This is a genomic window from Clostridium sp. cel8, from assembly GCF_014050525.1.
Lineage (GTDB): Bacteria > Bacillota > Clostridia > Clostridiales > Clostridiaceae > Clostridium_B.
In genome coordinates, this window is sequence record NZ_JACGAG010000005.1 from 81,519 (window position 1) to 101,868 (window position 20,350).

Sequence of the window (20,350 nt, forward strand, 5' to 3'; positions counted from 1 at the left end):
TATATTTATGCACTATATTGGCATAAAGTTTGCTGTATTTAAAGGTGTAAAGCAAAATAGATTGCACTGGGGGGTAATGTATATGAATCAAAAAGTAGAATTATTAGATGAAGATTTGATATTTCTTAATTATGAAGCAAAAGATAGACAGGAATTGCTTGAAAATCTATTTAAAGAATTACAAAAGAGAGGATATGTTAAAAATTCATATTTACAGGGAATATTGAATAGAGAAAAAATTTTCCCTACAGGATTAAATACAGATGGGGTAAAAGTAGCAGTTCCACATACAGATGCTATTCATGTAAATAAGCCTGTAATAGTTGTAGCTAAGTTAAAAGATCCTGTGATTTTTAAAGAAATGGGAAATAGTGCAAACGATGTAAGAGTACAACTTGTATTTATGTTAGCAATTAAAAATCCAGATATTCAAGTTAAAACCTTGAGTAATCTTATGTCAATATTTTCTGATAAAGAAAAGCTAATTGATGTTTATGAAAGTGTTAATAAAAAGCAAATTATGTACAAGTTATCTAAAATATTAGTTAATAAATAAATTTTTTATACAATATAAAATAAAATTTTAGGAGGTTTTATTATGGGTAAAATTAAAAATATTTTTGTTGCTTGTGGTTCTGGAGTAGCTACTTCGCAAACGGTTGCATCTAAGATTTCTAGTATGTGTGAAGATGAGGGACTTAATGTAAACGTTGAGGCGGTGGATATCAAATCGTTGGAAAATATCATAGATCAATGTGATATATATGTATCAATTGTATCTGCAGGACATGATTTTGGAAAACCTACAATTAATGGTATTCCATTTTTAACTGGAGTTGGAATGGAGGAAGAATTTAAAAAGCTAAAAGAATATATATTATCATAGAAATTTCCAATAGACATACTAAAAGTCTATTGGAAACTGTGAAAATAACTTAAGCACACAAAATAAGTTAAATACACAAAATAAGTTTAACATAAATTTAGGTTAAAATGTATTAAAAAATAAAATTTTATAAAATAGGGGGTAATTAAATATGGCAATTATAAAATATATATTAAGTCTAGGTGCAGCAGTATTTTTACCAATAATTATGATAATACTGGGATTGTTTATGAAAATGAAACCTAGAAAAGCAATAATTGCAGGATTAACTCTTGGTATTGCATTTACTGGTATGAATGTAATATTAAATTTTATGTTTACTTCTATAAGTCCAGCAGCTAAAGCACTTGTCAGCAATACAGGAATTAAATTGAATTCTATAGATGTTGGATGGGCTCCTATGTCAGCTATAGCATGGGCATGGCCTTATGCTGTATTGGTTTTTCCACTTCAAATAGGAATAAATATTATTATGCTTTTATTAAATTTGACAGATTGCCTAAATGTAGATTTATGGAATGTATGGGGAAAAATTTTTACTGCTACTATGGTTACAGCAGTAACAGGAAATATCTTCTTAGGATTTATTTCAGCAGCAATTCAAGTAGTTTTAGAATTAAAAAGTGCTGATATATCTCAAAAACAACTTTATAGAATTACTAAAATACCTGGGGTAGCATGTTCACATTATATGACTATACAAGCAGCAATACTTGCACCGATAAATAAACTTTTAGATTTTGTACCAGGAATAAATAAAATTAATTTGAACTCGGAAGAATTGAAATCTAAAATAGGTATATTTGGCGAAAATAGTATTATGGGTTTCATCGTAGGAGGATTGATAGCTGTATTTGCACATTATAATTTAAAAGATATATTAGGAACAGCTATAGAAGTTTCAACAGCACTTGTTTTATTTCCAATGGTAGCAAAATTATTTATGCAATCCCTTGCACCAATAGCTGATGCTACTAGTGCAGTTATGAAAGAAAAATTTAAAGGAAGAGAAATATATATAGGACTTGATTGGCCATTTTTAGCTGGACAATCTGAAATATGGGTAGCTTCTATAATACTTGTACCATTTGATTTGATTATTGCTGTCATAATGTCAAAAATGGGTATGAATAATGTTATTCCGCTAGCAGGTATAATAAACATAATTGTTATAGTGCCAGCACTTATTGTTACTGGTGGAAACCTAATAAGAATGATAATACTTGGATTTTTGGGAACTCCTATCTATTTAGCAGTTGCAACTAGTTTTGCACCAATAGTAACTAATCTTGCAAAATCAGTTGGAACAATAGATGTTCCTGCAGGTCAGTATATAACCTATTTTGGAGTTGAAATACCTGGATTAAGATGGTTACTTGCACATGGATTAAATATAATACATGGGGAAATAATACCTGCTATTTTACTAATTGGATATCTTGCTTTATTCGTTTGGTATAAGAAATATATGAAAAAACGTGATTTACTGGAAAGTGAAAAATAAAGAAATAATAAAACCATTTATAAAGGTTTTAAAGATATAAAGTCAAATATATTTATATTATAAAATAAGGAGTGAGTATTAATGTTAGAAAGCTTGAAAAGAAAAGTTGTAAAAATAGCATTTGAAGCTGATAAAAATGGACTTTGCAAACATAGATCAGGAAATTTTAGCATAAGAGATAAGGAAACGGGATATGTAGTTGTAACACCTACTGGAGTTGATAGAAAAGAGTTAACTTATCATGATATTTGTGTAGTTGATCTTGATGCTAATGTAATAGAGTCAGTTACAAAATTAAAACCTACAAGTGAGCTTTTAATGCATTTACAAGCTTATAAAACGAGAGAAGATATATTTTCAGTTGTGCACACACATTCTCGATTTGCTACATCTTTTGCTGTTTTAAAGAAAAATATTCCAGCTGTTATATATGAATGTGCAAATCTTGGATTAAAAGATGGTGTTATCCCTGTGGCATCATATGGAAGACCAGGAACTAAAGAACTTTCAAATAGTATAATAAATCCTATAAAAAGATCTGATGCAATTCTTTTAGAGGGACATGGAGTTATGACTGTAGATAAGGATCCTGATGAAGCTCTTTTAAAGGCTTATTATGTTGAAGAAATTGCTGAAGTATATTATAGATCACTTGTAATAAATAATGGTAACGAACCACCTGCATTTCCGGCTGAGGAATTGCAAAAATGGGAATATCCATCTGAGATAAAACTTATAAAATAATTGAAATTTGTTATAAATCCACAATAAAAATTTTTATTGTGGATTTGTTATATATTACTATTAAAAATTTTAATATATTAATATGTTATTTAAAAATATAATATAGAATATAGATAGAATATATTTTAAAAATGTGCAATTATATATTATGTATAAAATAAAAATATCTAATGGTGTATCATTATTTAGTAAATAAGTAGTATAAACATTGAATTCAATTAGGTTGAATATAATATAAAACTTTTGTACAATATAATAGGTATATCAAAGATAGTTTGTGTTTTGGGTGCTAATAAAATTTAAGTAATAGCTAACTTTTAAACAAAACGAGGAGTGAGAAGTATATGGAAAATATAGAAAATTTGGTAGTAAACAACATAAGAATACTTTCAGCGGAAATGGTTCAGAAGGCAAACTCAGGACATCCAGGTTTTCCAATGGGAGCTGCTCCAGAAGCATTTGCAATTTGGGCTAAGAATATGAAGCATAACCCTAAAGATCCTAAATGGATTGGAAGAGATAGATTTGTACTTTCAGCAGGTCATGCTTCAGCAATGCTTTATTCACTTTTACATTTATTTGGATATGGATTATCCATGGATGATCTAAAGAACTTTCGTCAGTGGGGAAGTAAAACACCTGGTCATCCAGAATATGGTCACACTATAGGCGTGGAAACAACTACAGGACCTCTCGGACAAGGAGTTGCAAATGGAGTAGGAATGGCTATGGCAGAGCAGTTTATGGCATCTAAGTTCAATAGGCCTGGATTTAACATAATAGATAACTACACTTATGTGCTAACTGGTGACGGATGTCTTATGGAAGGTGTTGCACTAGAGGCTATATCACTTGCAGGACAGCTTGGACTTGGGAAACTTATATTGGTATATGACTGCAATAACATAACAATAGAGGGAAGCACAGACATAGCATTTACAGAAGATGTAGCAAAGAAATTTGAAGCATGCGGATGGCAGGCATTGAAGGTTGAAGAGGGAACAAGTGTAGATAAAATAGATTCAGCTATAAAAAAAGCAAAAGAAGAGAAAAATAAGCCAAGTGCAATAATAGTAAAAACTCAAATAGGTTACGGATGTCCTGAAAAGCAAGGAAAAGCTGCAGCTCATGGTGCACCTTTAGGAGAAGAAAATTTAAAAGCTACAAAGAAGTTCTTGGGTTGGGATTATAAAGAAGATTTCTATGTACCGGATGAAGTAAAACAGTTTATGAATGAAAAAATAGAAGAGTTAGCTAGTAAAGAAGATGAATGGAAAAAGCTTAAAAAAGACTATGATGCTAAATATCCTGAACTTTCCAAAGAGTTGGATAATTGGTTAAGTGGAAAGCTTCCAGTCGATTTAGATACTGAAAAAGAGATATGGGATTTCGATAAGCCTATGGCAACAAGAGCCGCATCAGGTAAAATATTGAATAAACTTGATAAAATAATGCCAAATTTAATAGGAGGATCTGCAGATCTTGCTCCATCTAATAAGACTTATATGGATGGTGAAGGAGATTTTTCAAAGGAAAATAGATCAGGAAGAAATATTCACTTTGGAATAAGAGAACATGCTATGGCTTCTATAGGAAATGGAATGGTGCTTTATGGTGGATTAAAAGTATTTGTAGCAACTTTCTTTGTATTTAGTGATTATATGAAAGGTGCAATGAGATTGTCTGCTCTTATGAAGTTGCCACTTGTTTATGTTCTTACTCATGATAGTATAGGAGTAGGAGAAGATGGACCTACTCATGAACCAATTGAGCAACTTGCAGCAGTTAGAAGTATGCCTAACATGACAGTTTTCAGACCTGCAGATTCAAAAGAAACAGCTGCAGCATGGGATTATGCACTTACAAAAGCTGATGGACCAACTTGTCTTGTACTTAGTAGACAGAACTTGCCTTTGTATAAGGAAACGGGAATTGGAGCTTTAAAAGGCGGATACATACTTAAAGATTCTAAAAAATCAACTCCTGATATAATACTTATGGCAACTGGATCTGAAGTAGAACTTATTTATAAAGCAGCAGAGGAGCTCGATAAAAAGGGTGTAGATGCAAGAGTTGTAAGTATGCCTTCTTTTGAAGTATTTGAAAAACAAGATGAAGCATATAAAGAAAGTGTACTTCCAAAAAGCGTTAGAAAAAGATTGGCAGTAGAGGCAGGATCTTCATTTGGATGGTATAAATATGTTGGATTAGATGGTGATATTGTATCAATAGATCATTTTGGAGCATCATCACCTGCAGCTACATTATTTAAAGAATTTGGATTTACAGTTGAAAATGTAGTAGATAAAGCACTTAAAATTTTAAAATAGTTTAATAGAGTTCATTTTACAAGTAACCATGAGTATAATTTTTACTTATGGTTACTTGTGTTATACTACTGAGTAGTATAAAATATTATAAAATAGATTATATAGAATGTTTTATCTATAATGAGCCTTATAAAAAGGAGATGTTTAGATTTGATTAATTTCCATTATTCAATTCCAACCCAGATTTTTTTTGGAAAAGGACAGATAAGTGTTTTGGCAAAAAATATAAAGAAATATGGTTCTAAAGTACTTCTTGTGTATGGAGGAGGGAGTATTAAAAAAAATGGAATATACGATGCTGCTGTTAAACTTTTAAAGGAAAGTAAGATAAAATTTTGGGAACTTTCCGGTGTAGATCCAAATCCAAGAATATCAAGTGTAAGAGATGGTATTCAGATATGTAGGGAAAATAGAATAGACTTTATACTAGCAATTGGGGGAGGAAGCGTAATTGACTGTGCTAAGGTGATAGCAGCAGGTTTTTATTATGGTGGAGATCCATGGGATATTGTAGCGGATTCATCAAAGATAAAAAAAGCACTTCCTATTGCAAGTATTTTAACTTTAGCAGCTACTGGGTCTGAAATGGACATATTTGCAGTAATTACAAATGAGGAAACTAAGCAAAAACTTGCAACTAACAGTCCATATATTGCTCCAAAATTTTCTATACTTGATCCTACATATACCTATACTGTATCAAAAAGACAGACAGCATCTGGAACGGCAGATATAATGAGTCATATATTAGAAATATATTTTAACAACGGGGAAGGAACTTATTTGCAAGATAGGATGGCAGAGGCACTTTTACTTACTTGTATAAAATATGGGCCTATTGCACTTGAAGAGCCGAATAACTATGAAGCAAGATCAAACTTAATGTGGGCTTCAAGTCTTGCTATAAATGGACTTTTGACTTATGGAAAAGTAAAAGGATGGAGTGTACATCCTATGGAACATGAATTAAGTGCATATTATGACATTACACATGGTGTGGGACTTGCAATATTGACGCCTTATTGGATGGAATATGTATTAGATGAAAATACAGTTGATAACTTTGTAGATTATGGTGTAAATGTATGGAAAATTGATAGAAGTGAAGATAAATTTGAAATAGCACATAAATCTATAGAAAAGACAAGAGAGTTTTTCAATAAGTTAGGACTTCCATCTAGACTTAGAGATGTAAATATAGGAGAAGAAAATATTGAGAAAATGGCCAAAAACCTCACTAAAAATGGTAAGATAGGTGAATTTAAGCCTCTTTCTAAAGAAGATATTGTAAAAATATATAAAGCAGCACTTTAAGTTTATTTCCCCCACTCTAAAAATAAGTGGGGGTTTATCATAATATAATTGTATATAATATAAATACAAGATAACTTATAAATTAATTTAGGAAGGTGTAATTTTAGATGTTAATTACTTGCGATAATTTATTAGAGGAGTATAGAAAGAAAAAAACTAAAAAGATACCTAAAAGAATGAAATTTATAGGTATATTTAATAAAGATGTTTATAATATAACTGCACCATTTACTCATTCAGGTAGAACAATTATAGCAGGAAGAGTAGAGTCAAGATTTCAAAATGACTCAATGGTATCATTTTTTGAAAAATATAAAGATGCATGGTGTCATATAATAGAATCTCCAGTTATGAAACTTGAAGATCCATTTTTTACTAGAATAGATAATGAACTCATAGTAGGTGGAGTTGAAGTATTTAAGGATATAAACAATCCAAATAATTTAATATGGAGAACTGTAATATATAAAGGAAAAGATATTTTCAATTTAAAGCTTTTTTTTGTAGGACCTGATGGAATGAAAGATCTTCGTATAACTCAACTAAAAGATGGAAGTATAGGCATACTTACAAGGCCACAGGGATCAAAAGGTGGAAGAGGTAAAATAGGATTTATAAAAATAGACAGATTAAATGATTTGAGTAAAGGTGCAATTGAGGATGCTCCTATTTTGAGCGATTTTTTCAATGATGAAGAATGGGGAGGAATAAACAGTATTTATCCAATTGATGAAAATAATATAGGACTGCTAGGTCATATAGCTAAAATGGATGAATTAGGTATGAAACACTATTATCCAATGACTTTTGTTTTGGATATTAACTCTATGAAATATAAAGATGTTTCTATAATTGCAGAAAGAAGTGACTTCTTGCCAGGGCCTAGTAAAAATGCTACACTTTATGATGTAGTATTCAGTGGAGGACTTAGTTTTCATGGGAAAAGAGCTGTTTTATATGCAGGTATAAGTGACATTGAGGCACAGACACTTGAAATAGATAATCCTTTTTATAAATATATGAATAAAAATGATGAAAATAGTCTTTAAATTATTTGAATTTAGATATTAAGGGATAAGGAGGAAAAAAATGAATATAGAGAGATGTAAATTCAATCCTATTATCACCTGTAAAGATGTAACTCCAACAACTTCAATAAAAGACCTTGAAGTTGTTGGAGTTATGAATCCTGGAGCTACAAAATATAAAGATGAAATAGTCCTTTTAATGAGAGTAGCTGAAAGAGTTAAAAGTGTTGATGAAAATTATATAAAAGTTCCATATGTAGATAGTAAAGACAAGTCTGAAAAAGTGATAACTTTAAATAAGAAAAATAGTGAATTTGATTTTAGTGATTCTAGAACAGTAAAAAGAGTAGGAAGTAGTTGTGATTTTGAGTACCTTACATCAATGTCACATATAAGAATTGCAAGAAGTAGAGATGGAATAAATTTCAATATAGACAGTGATCCATTTATATTTCCAGAAGATGAATATGAAAGTTTTGGAGTAGAAGATCCAAGAATAACCAAAATAGATGATAAGTACTATATTACCTACAGTGCAGTATCTAAATATGGAATAGTAGTAAAGCTTGCTGAAACTCGTGATTTTGTAAACTATAAAAAATTGGGAAATATATTTGATACAGAAAATAAAGATGTAGTTATATTCCCTGAGAAAATAGGAAAAAAGTACTTTGCACTTAATAGGCCAGTTTCTAAAAGTACTGGAAAACCAATAATATGGATAGCAGAATCTGAGAATTTAATTGATTGGGGAAATTACAAAGTACTTGCAGAAACTAGAGATAATTCTTGGGATTCTAAAAAAATAGGTGCAGGAGTGCCACCAATAAGAACAGATAGAGGATGGCTTGAAATCTATCATGGAGTAGATAAGAATGACAGATATTCTATGGGAGCACTTTTACTAGATTTAGACAATCCTGAAAAAGTTATAGCACGGAGCAAAAAACCAATTTTAGAGCCTTGTGAGGAGTATGAGAAAAATGGTTTCTTTTCTAATGTAGTTTTCCCTTGTGGTGCTGTTAAAGTTGGAGAAAAACTTTATATATATTATGGTGCATCTGATAATTCCATTGGCCTTGCAATATCTAGTATTGATGATATTTTAAGTACACTTTGTATTTAGAACCACAGAGCATCTAAAACTCCTATTAGGTGGCTCTTTTTTTATATTAATTGAGGAGTAAAATATAATTATAAATGCAGCTTAATAATTTTTGTGGAGGATTAATATGAAAATAGGAGTTATTATGGGAGGAGTATCTTCTGAAAGGGAAATATCTTTAGCTTCTGGAAGAGAAATAGTAAAATTCTTTGATAAGAATAAATATACTGTAGTTCCAATAATCATAGATAAAAAACAGGATATAATAACAAAAACAACTGATATAGATTTTGCTTTTATAGCACTTCATGGTAAATTTGGTGAAGATGGAACAGTTCAATCTGTTCTTGAAACTTTGAATATACCTTATTCAGGATGTGGGCCACTTACAAGTGCAATATGCATGGATAAGGATATGACAAAAAAGGTGTTAAAGAGTAATAATATCAATACTGCAAAATGGATATGTGTAAAAGACATAGGTGAAATAGATTACGATTATCTAGATGAAATGGGATATCCAGTAGTTGTAAAGCCAAATTCAGGTGGATCTAGTGTGGCAACAAGTATAATCAATAAAAGAGAAGATGTTGAAGATGCAGTAGTTCAGGCTCTAAAATATGATGAAGAAGTTATGATTGAGGAGTATATAAAAGGTGATGAAATTACCTGTTGCATGCTTAACGGAAAGACTCTTCCAATTATAGCTATAAAGCCTAAGTCAGGTTTTTTTGATTATAAAGCAAAGTATACAGCTGGTGCTTCTGAGGAGATAATAGTGGAACTTGAAGAAAATTTACAAAAACAGGTTGAAGATATGTCAAGAAAGTGCTGGGATGTGTTAAAATGTAGTGTATATGCTAGAGTGGATTTTATTATTAAAGATAATGTACCTTATGTGCTTGAATTAAATACACTATCAGGAATGACTGCAAACAGTCTTTTCCCAAAGAGTGCAAATGCTGTTGGAATATCTTATACTGAGCTTTTAGATAAAATAGTTGAGTATTCTACTAAAAATACATTGACAAAATAAACAGTTCAATGGTATAATCTTTACATTGTTTTAGATAATTGAATACACTTATCAAGAGTGGTGGAGGGACTGGCCCTGTGAAACCCGGCAACCAGTATTTTATACATTGGTGCTAACTCCTGCAGCAGAAGCTGAAAGATGAGAAAATTATTTTAGTCTTTAAATCCGGGAGTTTTCCTGGATTTTATTTTATTTATAACATATTATTTAGGGGGAAAGATTTATGAAAAATATCAAAAGAACAGTCGCAGTCATATTTTCTTCAGTATTTATTTTGGGACTATTATCAGGTTGTGGAAATCAATCAGGTACAACTGACAGTGCATCAGATGATAGCAAAAAGGAAATAACAATAGGAGCATCTCCAAAGCCTCATGAAGAAATACTTGAAAAAGTAAAACCTATATTGGCAAAAGAAGGATATGAACTTAAAATAAAAGAATTTAATGATTATGTAACTCCAAATAAGGCACTTGCATCTGGAGAAATAGATGCTAACTTTTTTCAACATATACCATACTTAAATGATTATAACAAGAAAAATGGAACTGATTTAGTTTCTGTAGCTAAGATTCACTTAGAGCCAATGGGATTGTATTCAGATAAAATTAAAAGCGTAGATGATATTAAAGATGGTGCAGAAATTGCAATACCAAATGATGCTACTAATGGATCTAGAGCACTTAAATTATTACAAAAAGCTGGACTTATAAAAGTTAAAGATGGTGAGCTTATTTCAAAAACTGATATAACAGAGAACAAGAAAAATTTAAAAATTACAGAACTTGATGCACCTCAACTTCCTAGAGTTTTGTCAGATGTAGATGCTGCAGTTATAAATACAAATTATGCACTCCAGGCAAATCTAAATCCTACAAAGGATGCATTGGCAATAGAATCTAAAGATTCACCTTATGCAAATGTAATTGTTGTAAAAAAAGAGGATAAAGATAAGGCTTATGTAAAGGCACTTGTAAAAGCTGCAACTTCATCGGAAATAAGGGAGTTTATAGAAGATAATTACAAGGGAAGTATAATTCCATCATTCTAAACAAAAACATATTTATGAATAAAGATGATGTATTGTAAATTTATACAGTGCATCATCTTTATTTATGTGAAGTTTTGTGTAAAAATATATAAAGAGGTGAATTTATGTTTTTTGATATAAAGGTAGATAATAAAAGTCCTGTATACATTCAGATAAAGGATTATATAAAGAATATGATACTTAGAGGAATGCTTGCCGGTGGTGAAAAACTGCCATCTACAAGAGAAATGTCCTCTAGATTGAAAGTAAGTAGAAATACAGTAATATATGCCTATGATTTTTTAAGAGATGAAGGACTTATATATATGAAGAAGGGAAAAGGTGCATTTGTTGCAGATGTAAAAGTTGATTTTCAAGAGAAATGGGATGTTGATTGGGAAAAACGTGTAAGTTTATATGGAAAAGAGTGTAAGGATCTAGATATAATAAAAAGTGAAATCAAGTGGGAAAAAGGTATGATATCATTTAAAAGCATAGCTCCTGATGATAGATTATTTGATGTGGAAAATTTTAAAAAGGCATTTTTAAATTGTATATCTAGAGAAAGTGGCAAAATATTAAACTACGGATATGCAAAGGGATATAGACCTCTTATACAGTATTTAATGAAGTATATGGAAAATAAAGGAATAGATATATCTTCTAAGGATATACTTATTACAAATGGATTTACAGAGGGGTTTGATATTATACTTTCCTGCCTTATGAATGAAGGAGACAGTATAATATGTGAAAATCCAACTCATAATACTGCTATAAAAATTATGAAACTCCATAAATTGAATATAGAGGGAATAAAAATGGAAAAAGACGGAATAGATATTTCTGATTTAGAAGGAAAACTGAGAAAAAACAATTTTAAATTAGCCTATATTATACCATCATATCATAATCCAACAGGAATTGTAATGTCGCCTTATAAGAGAACCAAGATATATAATATATTTAAAGAATATAATGTACCTATTATTGAAGATGGATTTAATGAGGAACTTAGATATTTAAGCGACCATGTATCACCAATTGCAGCACTTGCAGGAAAGGGAAATAGTGTGATTTATATAGGAAGTTTTTCAAAAATATTATTTCCAGGACTTAGAATAGGCTGGATTCTTGCAGATAAAGAACTCATAGATCATCTTGAAAGTGCAAAAAGGAGTAGAAATATACATACATCTTTTCTTGATCAAGCAGTATTTTATGATTATTTAAGTGAAGGAAATTTTGAAAAATATCTTAAAAAAGCAAGAAGATTTTATAAAGATAAATATGAACTTGCAATAGGGCTTGTAAAAAAATATATTCCATTTGCCAAAGTGTATGGTGAAGGAGGACTTCATATATTTGTTCAAATTAAAGGTGTAAACTCGAGAAAACTACTTAAAAGGTGTTGCGAGAGAAATGTTATATTTACACCTGGAGATTTGTTTTATGTAGATGGAAGCGGTGAAGATACTTTCAGACTTGGATTCTCAAGGACAGAGGACGAGGATATAGAGAAGGGATTCAAAATAATAGGAGAAGAAGCAAAAAAATTGATGACTATTTAAAAAATTTATGATTAAGCTTATCTAAATAAAATTTCAGGGAGGAAATTTATGAAAAAGTTATCTGAAAAAATACTTTATAAAGGTAATTGGATATCTTTAAAAGAAATAAACTATTTGGGAAAGAAAAATGAAAAACTTAAATGGGAGGGAATAGATAGGACAAATACAAAGAACACTGTAGTTATGGTTGCAAAACTTATTCCATCAAATAGATATGTGTTTATAAAACAGTATAGACCTATGATAGATAATTATATAATAGGCTTTCCAGCAGGACTTATGGAAGACGATGATGTATGTAAAAATGCAATAAGGGAACTAAAGGAGGAAACTGGATACTTAGGTGAAGTTGAATCTGTAAGCCCTATTTTGTATTCTAATGCAGCCCTTTTATCAGATACTGTAAGATTGGTAACTTTAACTGTAGACGAAAATGTACCTGCTAATAAAAAACCAGTACAACACCTTGAAGATGAAGAAGATATAGAAGTAATGCTAGTTGAAAAAGATAATGCTTTGGGTTTCTTAAAAGATCAGCAAAAAAATGGAACAGCAGTTGCAATTGGATGTTGGTACATATTTTGTGGATTAGAATGGAATTAAAGTTGCTGTGGAGATGATTGGTACATGGTAAAAGATTTAATTATAATATGCAGTATAATTAGTGCATGTGGAGTAATTGTAGTTCTAATTGTGTTTTTTACGTTATTTACACATAAAAAATAATTACTGTTTTTAGAGGGGTGTATACTTTTGAAAGATTGGCTTTTAAAAAAGGATGACTATGTACCTGAAGATGATTCAGATAAATTTATAGATAAGAGTATATTTTCAATTTTAGGTATACTATCTCGCATTAAAAGGATAGATAAGCTTAAAGGTGGATTTATGTATAGAGTAAATCCAATTTTAAAACTTCTGTTTATGATACTTAATATAGTATTTTTATCTCTTTCAAGAAATTATATATATATTGCAGCTGTAGATGTATATTTTCTTCTTTTATTAAGCACTCTTGATGCTGAAAGAATAAAAAATATACTCTTCCTCAGTATTTTAATGCCTGTATTTACATTAATAATGCTCATACCATCTATTATACTTGGAAATTTAATAAATAGTATTATGCTTATACTAAAGATTTTTGGAACTATAATTATTGCAAATATATTTTCATCTACTACTAAATGGAGTCATATAACAAAATCTTTGAAGGTGTTTTTTGTGCCGGATATATTTATATTTATATTTGATATAACTTTAAAGTACATTTACATATTAGGAGAGTTTTCACTTGATATGTTTCATTCTCTAAAATTAAAATCCGTTGGGAAAAATAATAAGAAGTACTCTTCTATAACTAAGATAATGGGAAATCTATTTTTAAAATCAAATGAAATGGGAAGTGAAATGTATTCTGCCATGGAATGTAGGGGATTTACGGGAGAATATACATACTTTACAAAGTTTAAAATTACTTTTGTGGATTTGATCTATAGTTTTATGTGCATAGGTATTATAGCACTGTATTTTTACATGAGGGTGGCATGATTTAGATGATAGATATGAGAAATGTGAGTTTTAAATATAAAGATGTTGAAGCAATAAAAAATATTACTGTAAAAATTAAAGATGGGGAATCAGTAGCACTTATAGGTGCAAATGGAAGCGGAAAATCTACACTTTTAAAACTTATAAACGGTATAGTCTTTCCGAATAATGGAACATACTATTTCGATGGAGTTAATATATGCAAAAAACAACTTGAAAATAGCAGGTATTCAAAGATATTTCACAAAAAAATTGGGTTTTTATTTCAAAATTCAGATGCACAGCTTTTTTCTCCTACTGTGTATGAAGAGATTGCTTTTGGACCAAGACAAATGGGACTTGAAGAAAGTATTGTTAAAGAGAGAGTTGAAGACTGTTTAGAGCTTCTTCAAATTTATGATTTGAAACATAGACAACCATACAATTTAAGTGGAGGAGAAAAGAAAAGGGTAGCTTTAGCTTCTGTACTTTCACTTAATCCTGAAATTCTCACACTTGATGAACCTATGAATGGTATAGATCCAAAGGGAAAAAAATTTTTAAGAGAACTTCTTTTAAAACTTAATTTAGCAGGAAAGACTATAATTTGTTCAACTCACGATTTTGAATATACAAAGGGTATTTTTAAAAGAGCTTTGGTATTTTCAGAAAATCATGAAATAATAAGAGATGATCTATATGAAAATGTAATAAATGATGAGAAGTTTTTAGAAGAAAATAATATAAAGTGATTATGACTATATTCATTGACATAAAATATATGTTATAATATACTCAAGATAAAAGTAAATATTCATAAATCCAGGTGCCTAATTGGTGAAAAGGGAATGTGGTTAAAATCCACAACAGCCCCCGCTACTGTAATTGATGACGAATCTTTTTTTATACCACTTTAATTTATAAGGAAGGTTTTAAGATTAGGATGATTCATAAGTCAGGAGACCTGCCTGGAATTTATTTTAAGTAAACTTTCGGAGGGAAAGTTCCTTAACATGAATTATTACGGCATGTGTCGTTTTTGTAATGGGAGCAGACTAACCTTTAAGGTTTCTTGCTCTTATTTTATTTTGAGGAGGATTTGTTATTATGGCAAAGATTATGCTACAGGGGACAGGATCATCTGTAGGAAAGAGTATAATAGTTACGGCACTTTGTAGAATATTTAAGCAAGATGGATATAGTGTATGTCCGTTTAAATCTCAAAATATGTCATTGAATTCCTATATTACTTTAAGTGGTGGAGAAATGGGAAGGGCTCAAGTGCTTCAGGCCTATGCAGCGGGTTTAGAACCAGAAGTTTATATGAATCCAATACTTTTGAAACCTACATCAGATAAAAAGAGCCAAATAATAGTAAATGGTAAGGTGTATAAAAATGCAACTGCTATGGAATACCACAATATGAAATTTAAATTTAAAGAAATGATAAAATCACAATTTAAAAGTATAGAGGAAAAATTTGATATAGTTGTTATAGAGGGGGCAGGAAGTCCTGCAGAAATAAATTTGAGAGATAGGGATATTGTAAATATGGGACTAGCTGAAAGTGTAAATTCTCCTGTTATATTAGTAGGCGATATAGACAAGGGAGGTGTATTTGCATCTCTTGCTGGAACTATGTTATTGCTTAAAAATGAAGAAAAAAATAGAGTAAAAGGTACATTAATAAATAAATTTAGAGGAGATTTAGATATACTTAAACCTGGAATTGATATGCTATATGATATTATAAAAGTTCCATGTGCAGGAGTAATACCGTATTTTAACTTGAATCTTGAGGATGAAGATGGTGCTATTTCTTTTAACAGAAAAATTACAAGTGCTATCGATATAGCAGTTATAAAACTTCCACACATATCTAATTTTACGGATTTTGATGCACTTAAAAATGAAAAAGATGTGTCTGTAAGATTTATAAGTTCAAAGCAGGAATTTAAAAATCCAGATATAGTAATTATACCAGGAAGCAAAAATACTATAGATGACCTTATAAAGCTTAGAGAATCTGGACTTGAAGATTGCATAAAGGAATATTCAAAAACTGGAATTTTGATTGGAATCTGTGGAGGATATCAAATACTTGGTAATTCTATAAAGGATCCATATGGAGTTGAAAGTGACTCAGAAAAGATTCAAGGAATGAAACTTTTAGATGTAGATACAATACTTGAAAAACAGAAAGTTACAACTAGAGTAAAAGCTAAAAATAAAGATATATCTGTTTATGGATATGAAATTCATATGGGAATCTGCAAATATGGGAAAAGAGCCATGCCACTTTTCAAAATAGTAGATAAAAATGGAAATAAAGTTAATTTAGATGATGGAGCAGTAAATTTAAAAGGTAATATTATGGGAACGTATATTCACGGAGTTTTTGATTCTCCAGATTTTAGAGAATATATTTTAAATAAAGTAAGAATTGAAAAGGGTCTTCAAACTCAAAAATCTTTAGATTATAGAAAATTCAGAGAAGAACAAATTGACAAGTTGGCAGATATAGTTAGAAAAAATATAGATATGAAATTTATATATCAAATTATAAGATCCCAAAATGGAAATCAGGAGATGTAACTTTATGGTTTTAGATTTGCTTTGGATGAATTTTTTAGACATACTAGTAGCTGTTTTTATTGACTGGATAGTAGGAGATCCCATGTGGTTTCCACACCCAGTTGTGTTTATGGGAAAATTAATAAGTGCTCTGGAAAAGCTAGGTAGAAAAATTTGCAGTACTGATAAAAAAATTAAATATTTTGGAGGTGTTATAGTTGTAATTCTTACATCAGTAAGCTTTTTAATTCCATTTTTACTGATGTACATATTTAGAAAAAATATTATCGCTTTTAACTTGGTAAATATAGTATTTATGGCTACAGCACTTTCTGCAAAATCTCTCAATAAAGAGTCAATAAAGGTGTATTTTTCTTTGAAGTCATGTGACATACAAGATGCAAGAAAAAAGCTTTCCTATATAGTTGGAAGAGATACTACAAATCTTGATGAAAAGCAAATAGTAAGAGCGGCAGTTGAAACTGTAGCTGAAAATACATCAGATGGGGTAATTGCACCGCTGTTTTACGGGATTATATTTGGAGCACCACTTGCAATGATGTATAAAGCTGTAAATACTATGGATTCTATGCTTGGGTACATGAATGAAAAGTATAGATATATTGGATTTTTTCCAGCAAAAGTGGATGATGTGTTTAACTTTATACCTGCAAGAATAACTGGAATTTTAATAAGTATTGTAAGTCCAGTTGTTGGTGGAAATATAATAAATTCTTTTAAAATAATGGTGCGTGATAGAAAAAATCATAAAAGCCCAAACTGTGCATATCCAGAAGCTGCTGTATCAGGTGCACTTGGAGTTCAGCTAGGAGGAACAAATATTTATTTTGGGCAACCTGTCTATAAACCTACTATAGGAGATGATAATATTTCTCTTGATTTTGTACACATAAAATATGCAATAAAACTTATGTATCTTTCAGAAATAATTGGAGTCTTAATCTATAGTGCTTTAATATATGTAATCATAAATTTATAGAAGCTTTAAATTTTATGAAATAATAAATAGGATGTGTTTAATATGGAACATGGTGGAGATATATACACAGATGGAGTTTTAAAAGGTAAAGATTTAATGGATTTCAGTTCAAATATAAATCCATTAGGAGCACCAGAAGGATTTAAAAAAAATATATGTGAAGCAATTGAAAATGTAGATAAATATCCTGATATAGAGTACAGAGAACTTAAGAAAAGTATAAAGAATTATCTGGAAAATTATGATTACTATTTTGGGAAAAACACATTTAAAAGTAATGTGAAATTAGAATTAAATAATATAGTTCTTGGTAATGGTGCCTCAGAAATAATAGATATGGCTATTAGCTGTTTTAAAAGTATATGTATAGTAGTTCCTTCCTTTATAGAATATGAAAAAAATGCACTTAAATGGGGCTGTAGCATAGTTTATTCAAAGTTAAATTCTTATATGAATCTTGACTATGAGGATATATTAGAAAAAATAAAACATGTACAGTGTCTTATTATAGGAAATCCCAATAACCCAAATGGGCAAGTTATTGATAAGAAAAAATTTAAAACTATACTAAACTATTGTGAAGAAAATGAAAAAACTATAATTATAGATGAAGCTTTTGTTGAGTTTACAGGAAATGCCTCTTTAAGTTTTTTAAATGAAATAGAAAATTATAACTGTCTATTTATAGTAAGGGCACTTACTAAATTCTTTGCACTTCCAGGTATAAGATTTGGATACGGAATTTCAAAAAATAAAAATATTATATTTAGTATTAAAAGAAAACAAAATCCTTGGAATATAAATTGTTTTGCTGAAACTGCAGCAAAATATGTATTAAATGACTGTAAATATATTTCAAAATCATTGAATTGGATAGCTTCAGAGAGAAAATTTATGGAGGAAAATTTAAAAAAAATAAATATAATAGATAGAGTATATACCACTTATTCAAATTTTGTTTTATGTAGACTTTTAGGTGTTGATTCACATGAGTTGTATGAATTCTGTTTAAAAAAAGGTGCACTTATAAGAAAGTGTGAAAACTTCAGAGGACTTGATAAAAGATACATAAGACTTGCAATAAAGGACAGAGAAAAAAATAAAAAGATGATAGATATAATGGCAAAGTTTAGTTTAAATTAAAAATTATTAAGTGATTGGTAGATGATGTGATTTGAGTGAAAAGCTATTTGTTGCTCTGTCTTCCCAAAAGATAAATGTACTAATAGTTGGAGGAGGAAGAGCTGCTTATATAAAATTAAAGACTTTTTCAACTAAAGGTGCACAGGTATTTGTAGTAGCAAAGAAGTTTCTCAGTGAATTTGATGAATTTAAAACTATGAAAAATGTACATATTTTAAAGAAAAACTATGAAAAAAAGTATATTGAAAAAAGCCATATTATAGTTATTGCAACTGATAATGCAGAGTTAAATTCAACTATAAGAGAAGACTGTAATAACATGAACAAATTATATATAGATTGTACAAAACCATCTCTTGGGAATTGCATTACACCATGTCAAAGAAATACGAAGAATATATACTTTGGAGTAAACACATCTGAAGTGTCACCTAAAGGGGCTGTATTCGTAGCTGATAAAATGAGGGAATATGCAGAAAAATATGATGATTTTATAGAGTTCACTTTTAAAATGAGAAGAAAAATGGAAGGTAATAAAAATAGAAAAATTGTAATGAGATTCATATGTTCAGAGGATTTTTACTTTTTTTATCAAAAAGGTAAGGCTAAAACTATTATTGATATGTTTTATGGTAAGTAGGTATGGTCAACTAATTTAAAATTTATGGATGGTGATATTTTGAAATATAGAGTTGGAACGAGAAGAAGTAAACTTGCACAAGTTCAAACTGAAAGAATAATTGGCTTGATTGAAGAAAAATGTGATATAAAAAGTGACAAAGTTTTAATAGAAACTACAGGAGATAAAAGACTTGACATATCATTGAATAAAATAGGTGGAAAGGGTCTTTTCATAAAGGAAATAGAGATTGCACTTTTAAAAAATAAAATAGATGCAGCAGTTCATAGCATGAAAGATGTGCCTTTTGATGTTCCAGATGAATTTGAAATTGCAGCCATATGTGAAAGAGAAGATCCAAGAGATGTATTTATATCTAATAAAGGTGTTCATTTTAAAGATCTTAAGGTAGGTTCTAAAATAGGAACTAGCAGCAATAGACGAGGAGAGCAAATTAAAAGTTTTGAAAGAGGACTTGAAATAGTTCCTATAAGGGGAAATGTACAGACAAGGATAAAGAAAATGAGGGAAAATAATTTAGATGGAATAGTTTTAGCAGCTGCAGGGGTAAAGAGATTGAATCTTGAAAGTTTAATTACTGATTACTTTAGTACTTATGAAATGGTTCCAGCAATAGGTCAAGGTGCACTTGGAGTTGAAGTTAAGAGAGAGAGAACGGATGTTACTGCAAGTTTTAGAAAAATAGAGGATGTAAATGCAAGAATGTGTGTAGAGGCTGAAAGAAGTTTTATGAGGACATTAAATGGTGACTGCCATTCTACAATAGGAGCTTATGCAAAAATAACGGGAGATTCTATGAAAATTATAGGACTTTTTAAGTTGAATGGTAAACTTTTAAAAAAGCAAGTTGAAGGAAATAAAGAAAAATATGTTGATCTTGGAATAAAACTAGCCAAAGAAATATTGAAGGGATGA

Annotated in this window: 19 protein-coding genes and 2 riboswitches; all 19 genes read left to right on the plus strand. The window is 29.9% G+C overall.

Annotated elements, in window-relative coordinates; translation table 11 throughout:
- The first annotated feature begins 82 nt into the window (after positions 1-82).
- Positions 83-556 carry a PTS sugar transporter subunit IIA gene (locus H2684_RS06490; RefSeq protein ID WP_182088585.1) on the plus strand — a complete coding sequence of 158 codons (474 nt, stop codon included), beginning with the start codon at positions 83-85 and terminating at the stop codon, positions 554-556.
- Between the two features lie 42 nt (positions 557-598).
- Positions 599-886: a PTS sugar transporter subunit IIB gene (locus tag H2684_RS06495; protein WP_207719402.1), complete on the plus strand. Its 288-nt coding sequence runs from the start codon at positions 599-601 to the stop codon at positions 884-886.
- Positions 887-1,037: 151 nt separating this feature from the next.
- Positions 1,038-2,390, plus strand: coding sequence for a PTS transporter subunit IIC (locus H2684_RS06500; protein ID WP_182088586.1), 1,353 nt, complete (start codon positions 1,038-1,040; stop codon positions 2,388-2,390).
- Positions 2,391-2,471: 81 nt separating this feature from the next.
- Positions 2,472-3,134, plus strand: a complete 663-nt coding sequence (locus H2684_RS06505; protein WP_182088587.1) for a class II aldolase/adducin family protein — start codon at positions 2,472-2,474, stop codon at positions 3,132-3,134.
- Positions 3,135-3,478: 344 nt separating this feature from the next.
- Positions 3,479-5,464, plus strand: a complete 1,986-nt coding sequence (gene tkt / locus H2684_RS06510) for a transketolase (protein WP_182088588.1) — start codon at positions 3,479-3,481, stop codon at positions 5,462-5,464.
- Positions 5,465-5,614: 150 nt separating this feature from the next.
- Positions 5,615-6,778, plus strand: coding sequence for an iron-containing alcohol dehydrogenase (locus tag H2684_RS06515; protein WP_182088589.1), 1,164 nt, complete (start codon positions 5,615-5,617; stop codon positions 6,776-6,778).
- Between the two features lie 107 nt (positions 6,779-6,885).
- Entirely contained in the window at positions 6,886-7,827 is a 942-nt protein-coding gene (locus H2684_RS06520) for a DUF1861 family protein (RefSeq protein WP_182088590.1), read from the plus strand.
- Between the two features lie 40 nt (positions 7,828-7,867).
- Positions 7,868-8,932, plus strand: a complete 1,065-nt coding sequence (locus H2684_RS06525; protein ID WP_182088591.1) for a glycoside hydrolase family 130 protein — start codon at positions 7,868-7,870, stop codon at positions 8,930-8,932.
- 106 nt (positions 8,933-9,038) lie between these two features.
- Positions 9,039-9,947, plus strand: coding sequence for a D-alanine--D-alanine ligase (locus H2684_RS06530; protein WP_182088592.1), 909 nt, complete (start codon positions 9,039-9,041; stop codon positions 9,945-9,947).
- A gap of 45 nt (positions 9,948-9,992) precedes the next feature.
- Positions 9,993-10,092: riboswitch (SAM riboswitch) on the plus strand.
- Positions 10,093-10,170: 78 nt separating this feature from the next.
- Positions 10,171-10,998: a MetQ/NlpA family ABC transporter substrate-binding protein gene (locus tag H2684_RS06535; RefSeq protein ID WP_182088593.1), complete on the plus strand. Its 828-nt coding sequence runs from the start codon at positions 10,171-10,173 to the stop codon at positions 10,996-10,998.
- 104 nt (positions 10,999-11,102) lie between these two features.
- Entirely contained in the window at positions 11,103-12,548 is a 1,446-nt protein-coding gene (locus H2684_RS06540) for a PLP-dependent aminotransferase family protein (RefSeq protein WP_182088594.1), read from the plus strand.
- A 48-nt stretch (positions 12,549-12,596) separates the two neighbouring features.
- Positions 12,597-13,151 (plus strand): NUDIX hydrolase, encoded by a 555-nt coding sequence (locus tag H2684_RS06545; RefSeq protein ID WP_182088595.1) that lies wholly within the window; start codon positions 12,597-12,599, stop codon positions 13,149-13,151.
- A gap of 150 nt (positions 13,152-13,301) precedes the next feature.
- Entirely contained in the window at positions 13,302-14,099 is a 798-nt protein-coding gene (locus H2684_RS06550) for an energy-coupling factor transporter transmembrane component T (RefSeq protein ID WP_182088596.1), read from the plus strand.
- Between the two features lie 5 nt (positions 14,100-14,104).
- Positions 14,105-14,830, plus strand: a complete 726-nt coding sequence (locus tag H2684_RS06555) for an ABC transporter ATP-binding protein (protein WP_182088597.1) — start codon at positions 14,105-14,107, stop codon at positions 14,828-14,830.
- A gap of 55 nt (positions 14,831-14,885) precedes the next feature.
- Positions 14,886-15,065, plus strand: a riboswitch (cobalamin riboswitch).
- A gap of 120 nt (positions 15,066-15,185) precedes the next feature.
- The gene (locus H2684_RS06560; protein WP_182088598.1) at positions 15,186-16,673 is read left to right on the plus strand and encodes a cobyric acid synthase; all 1,488 of its coding nucleotides are present in this window, start codon (positions 15,186-15,188) and stop codon (positions 16,671-16,673) included.
- Between the two features lie 4 nt (positions 16,674-16,677).
- Positions 16,678-17,652 carry an adenosylcobinamide-phosphate synthase CbiB gene (gene cbiB / locus H2684_RS06565; RefSeq protein WP_182088599.1) on the plus strand — a complete coding sequence of 325 codons (975 nt, stop codon included), beginning with the start codon at positions 16,678-16,680 and terminating at the stop codon, positions 17,650-17,652.
- Positions 17,653-17,694: 42 nt separating this feature from the next.
- On the plus strand, positions 17,695-18,795 hold the full coding sequence (locus H2684_RS06570) for a histidinol-phosphate transaminase (RefSeq protein ID WP_182088600.1): 1,101 nt from the start codon (positions 17,695-17,697) through the stop codon (positions 18,793-18,795).
- 31 nt (positions 18,796-18,826) lie between these two features.
- Positions 18,827-19,435 carry an NAD(P)-dependent oxidoreductase gene (locus tag H2684_RS06575; protein WP_182088601.1) on the plus strand — a complete coding sequence of 203 codons (609 nt, stop codon included), beginning with the start codon at positions 18,827-18,829 and terminating at the stop codon, positions 19,433-19,435.
- A 39-nt stretch (positions 19,436-19,474) separates the two neighbouring features.
- The gene (gene hemC / locus H2684_RS06580; protein ID WP_182088658.1) at positions 19,475-20,350 is read left to right on the plus strand and encodes a hydroxymethylbilane synthase; all 876 of its coding nucleotides are present in this window, start codon (positions 19,475-19,477) and stop codon (positions 20,348-20,350) included.

Excerpts from the sequence above, each read along its gene's own strand:
- H2684_RS06500 (WP_182088586.1), top strand. The coding sequence starts at position 1,038 with ATGGCAATTATAAAATATATATTAAGTCTAGGTGCAGCAGTATTTTTA.
- H2684_RS06540 (WP_182088594.1), top strand. The coding sequence starts at position 11,103 with ATGTTTTTTGATATAAAGGTAGATAATAAAAGTCCTGTATACATTCAG.
- H2684_RS06520 (WP_182088590.1), top strand. The coding sequence starts at position 6,886 with ATGTTAATTACTTGCGATAATTTATTAGAGGAGTATAGAAAGAAAAAA.
- H2684_RS06490 (WP_182088585.1), top strand. The coding sequence starts at position 83 with ATGAATCAAAAAGTAGAATTATTAGATGAAGATTTGATATTTCTTAAT.
- H2684_RS06535 (WP_182088593.1), top strand. The coding sequence starts at position 10,171 with ATGAAAAATATCAAAAGAACAGTCGCAGTCATATTTTCTTCAGTATTT.
- H2684_RS06570 (WP_182088600.1), top strand. The coding sequence starts at position 17,695 with ATGGAACATGGTGGAGATATATACACAGATGGAGTTTTAAAAGGTAAA.
- H2684_RS06560 (WP_182088598.1), top strand. The coding sequence starts at position 15,186 with ATGGCAAAGATTATGCTACAGGGGACAGGATCATCTGTAGGAAAGAGT.
- H2684_RS06555 (WP_182088597.1), top strand. The coding sequence starts at position 14,105 with ATGATAGATATGAGAAATGTGAGTTTTAAATATAAAGATGTTGAAGCA.
- H2684_RS06525 (WP_182088591.1), top strand. The coding sequence starts at position 7,868 with ATGAATATAGAGAGATGTAAATTCAATCCTATTATCACCTGTAAAGAT.
- H2684_RS06545 (WP_182088595.1), top strand. The coding sequence starts at position 12,597 with ATGAAAAAGTTATCTGAAAAAATACTTTATAAAGGTAATTGGATATCT.
- H2684_RS06530 (WP_182088592.1), top strand. The coding sequence starts at position 9,039 with ATGAAAATAGGAGTTATTATGGGAGGAGTATCTTCTGAAAGGGAAATA.
- tkt (WP_182088588.1), top strand. The coding sequence starts at position 3,479 with ATGGAAAATATAGAAAATTTGGTAGTAAACAACATAAGAATACTTTCA.
- H2684_RS06505 (WP_182088587.1), top strand. The coding sequence starts at position 2,472 with ATGTTAGAAAGCTTGAAAAGAAAAGTTGTAAAAATAGCATTTGAAGCT.
- cbiB (WP_182088599.1), top strand. The coding sequence starts at position 16,678 with ATGGTTTTAGATTTGCTTTGGATGAATTTTTTAGACATACTAGTAGCT.
- H2684_RS06495 (WP_207719402.1), top strand. The coding sequence starts at position 599 with ATGGGTAAAATTAAAAATATTTTTGTTGCTTGTGGTTCTGGAGTAGCT.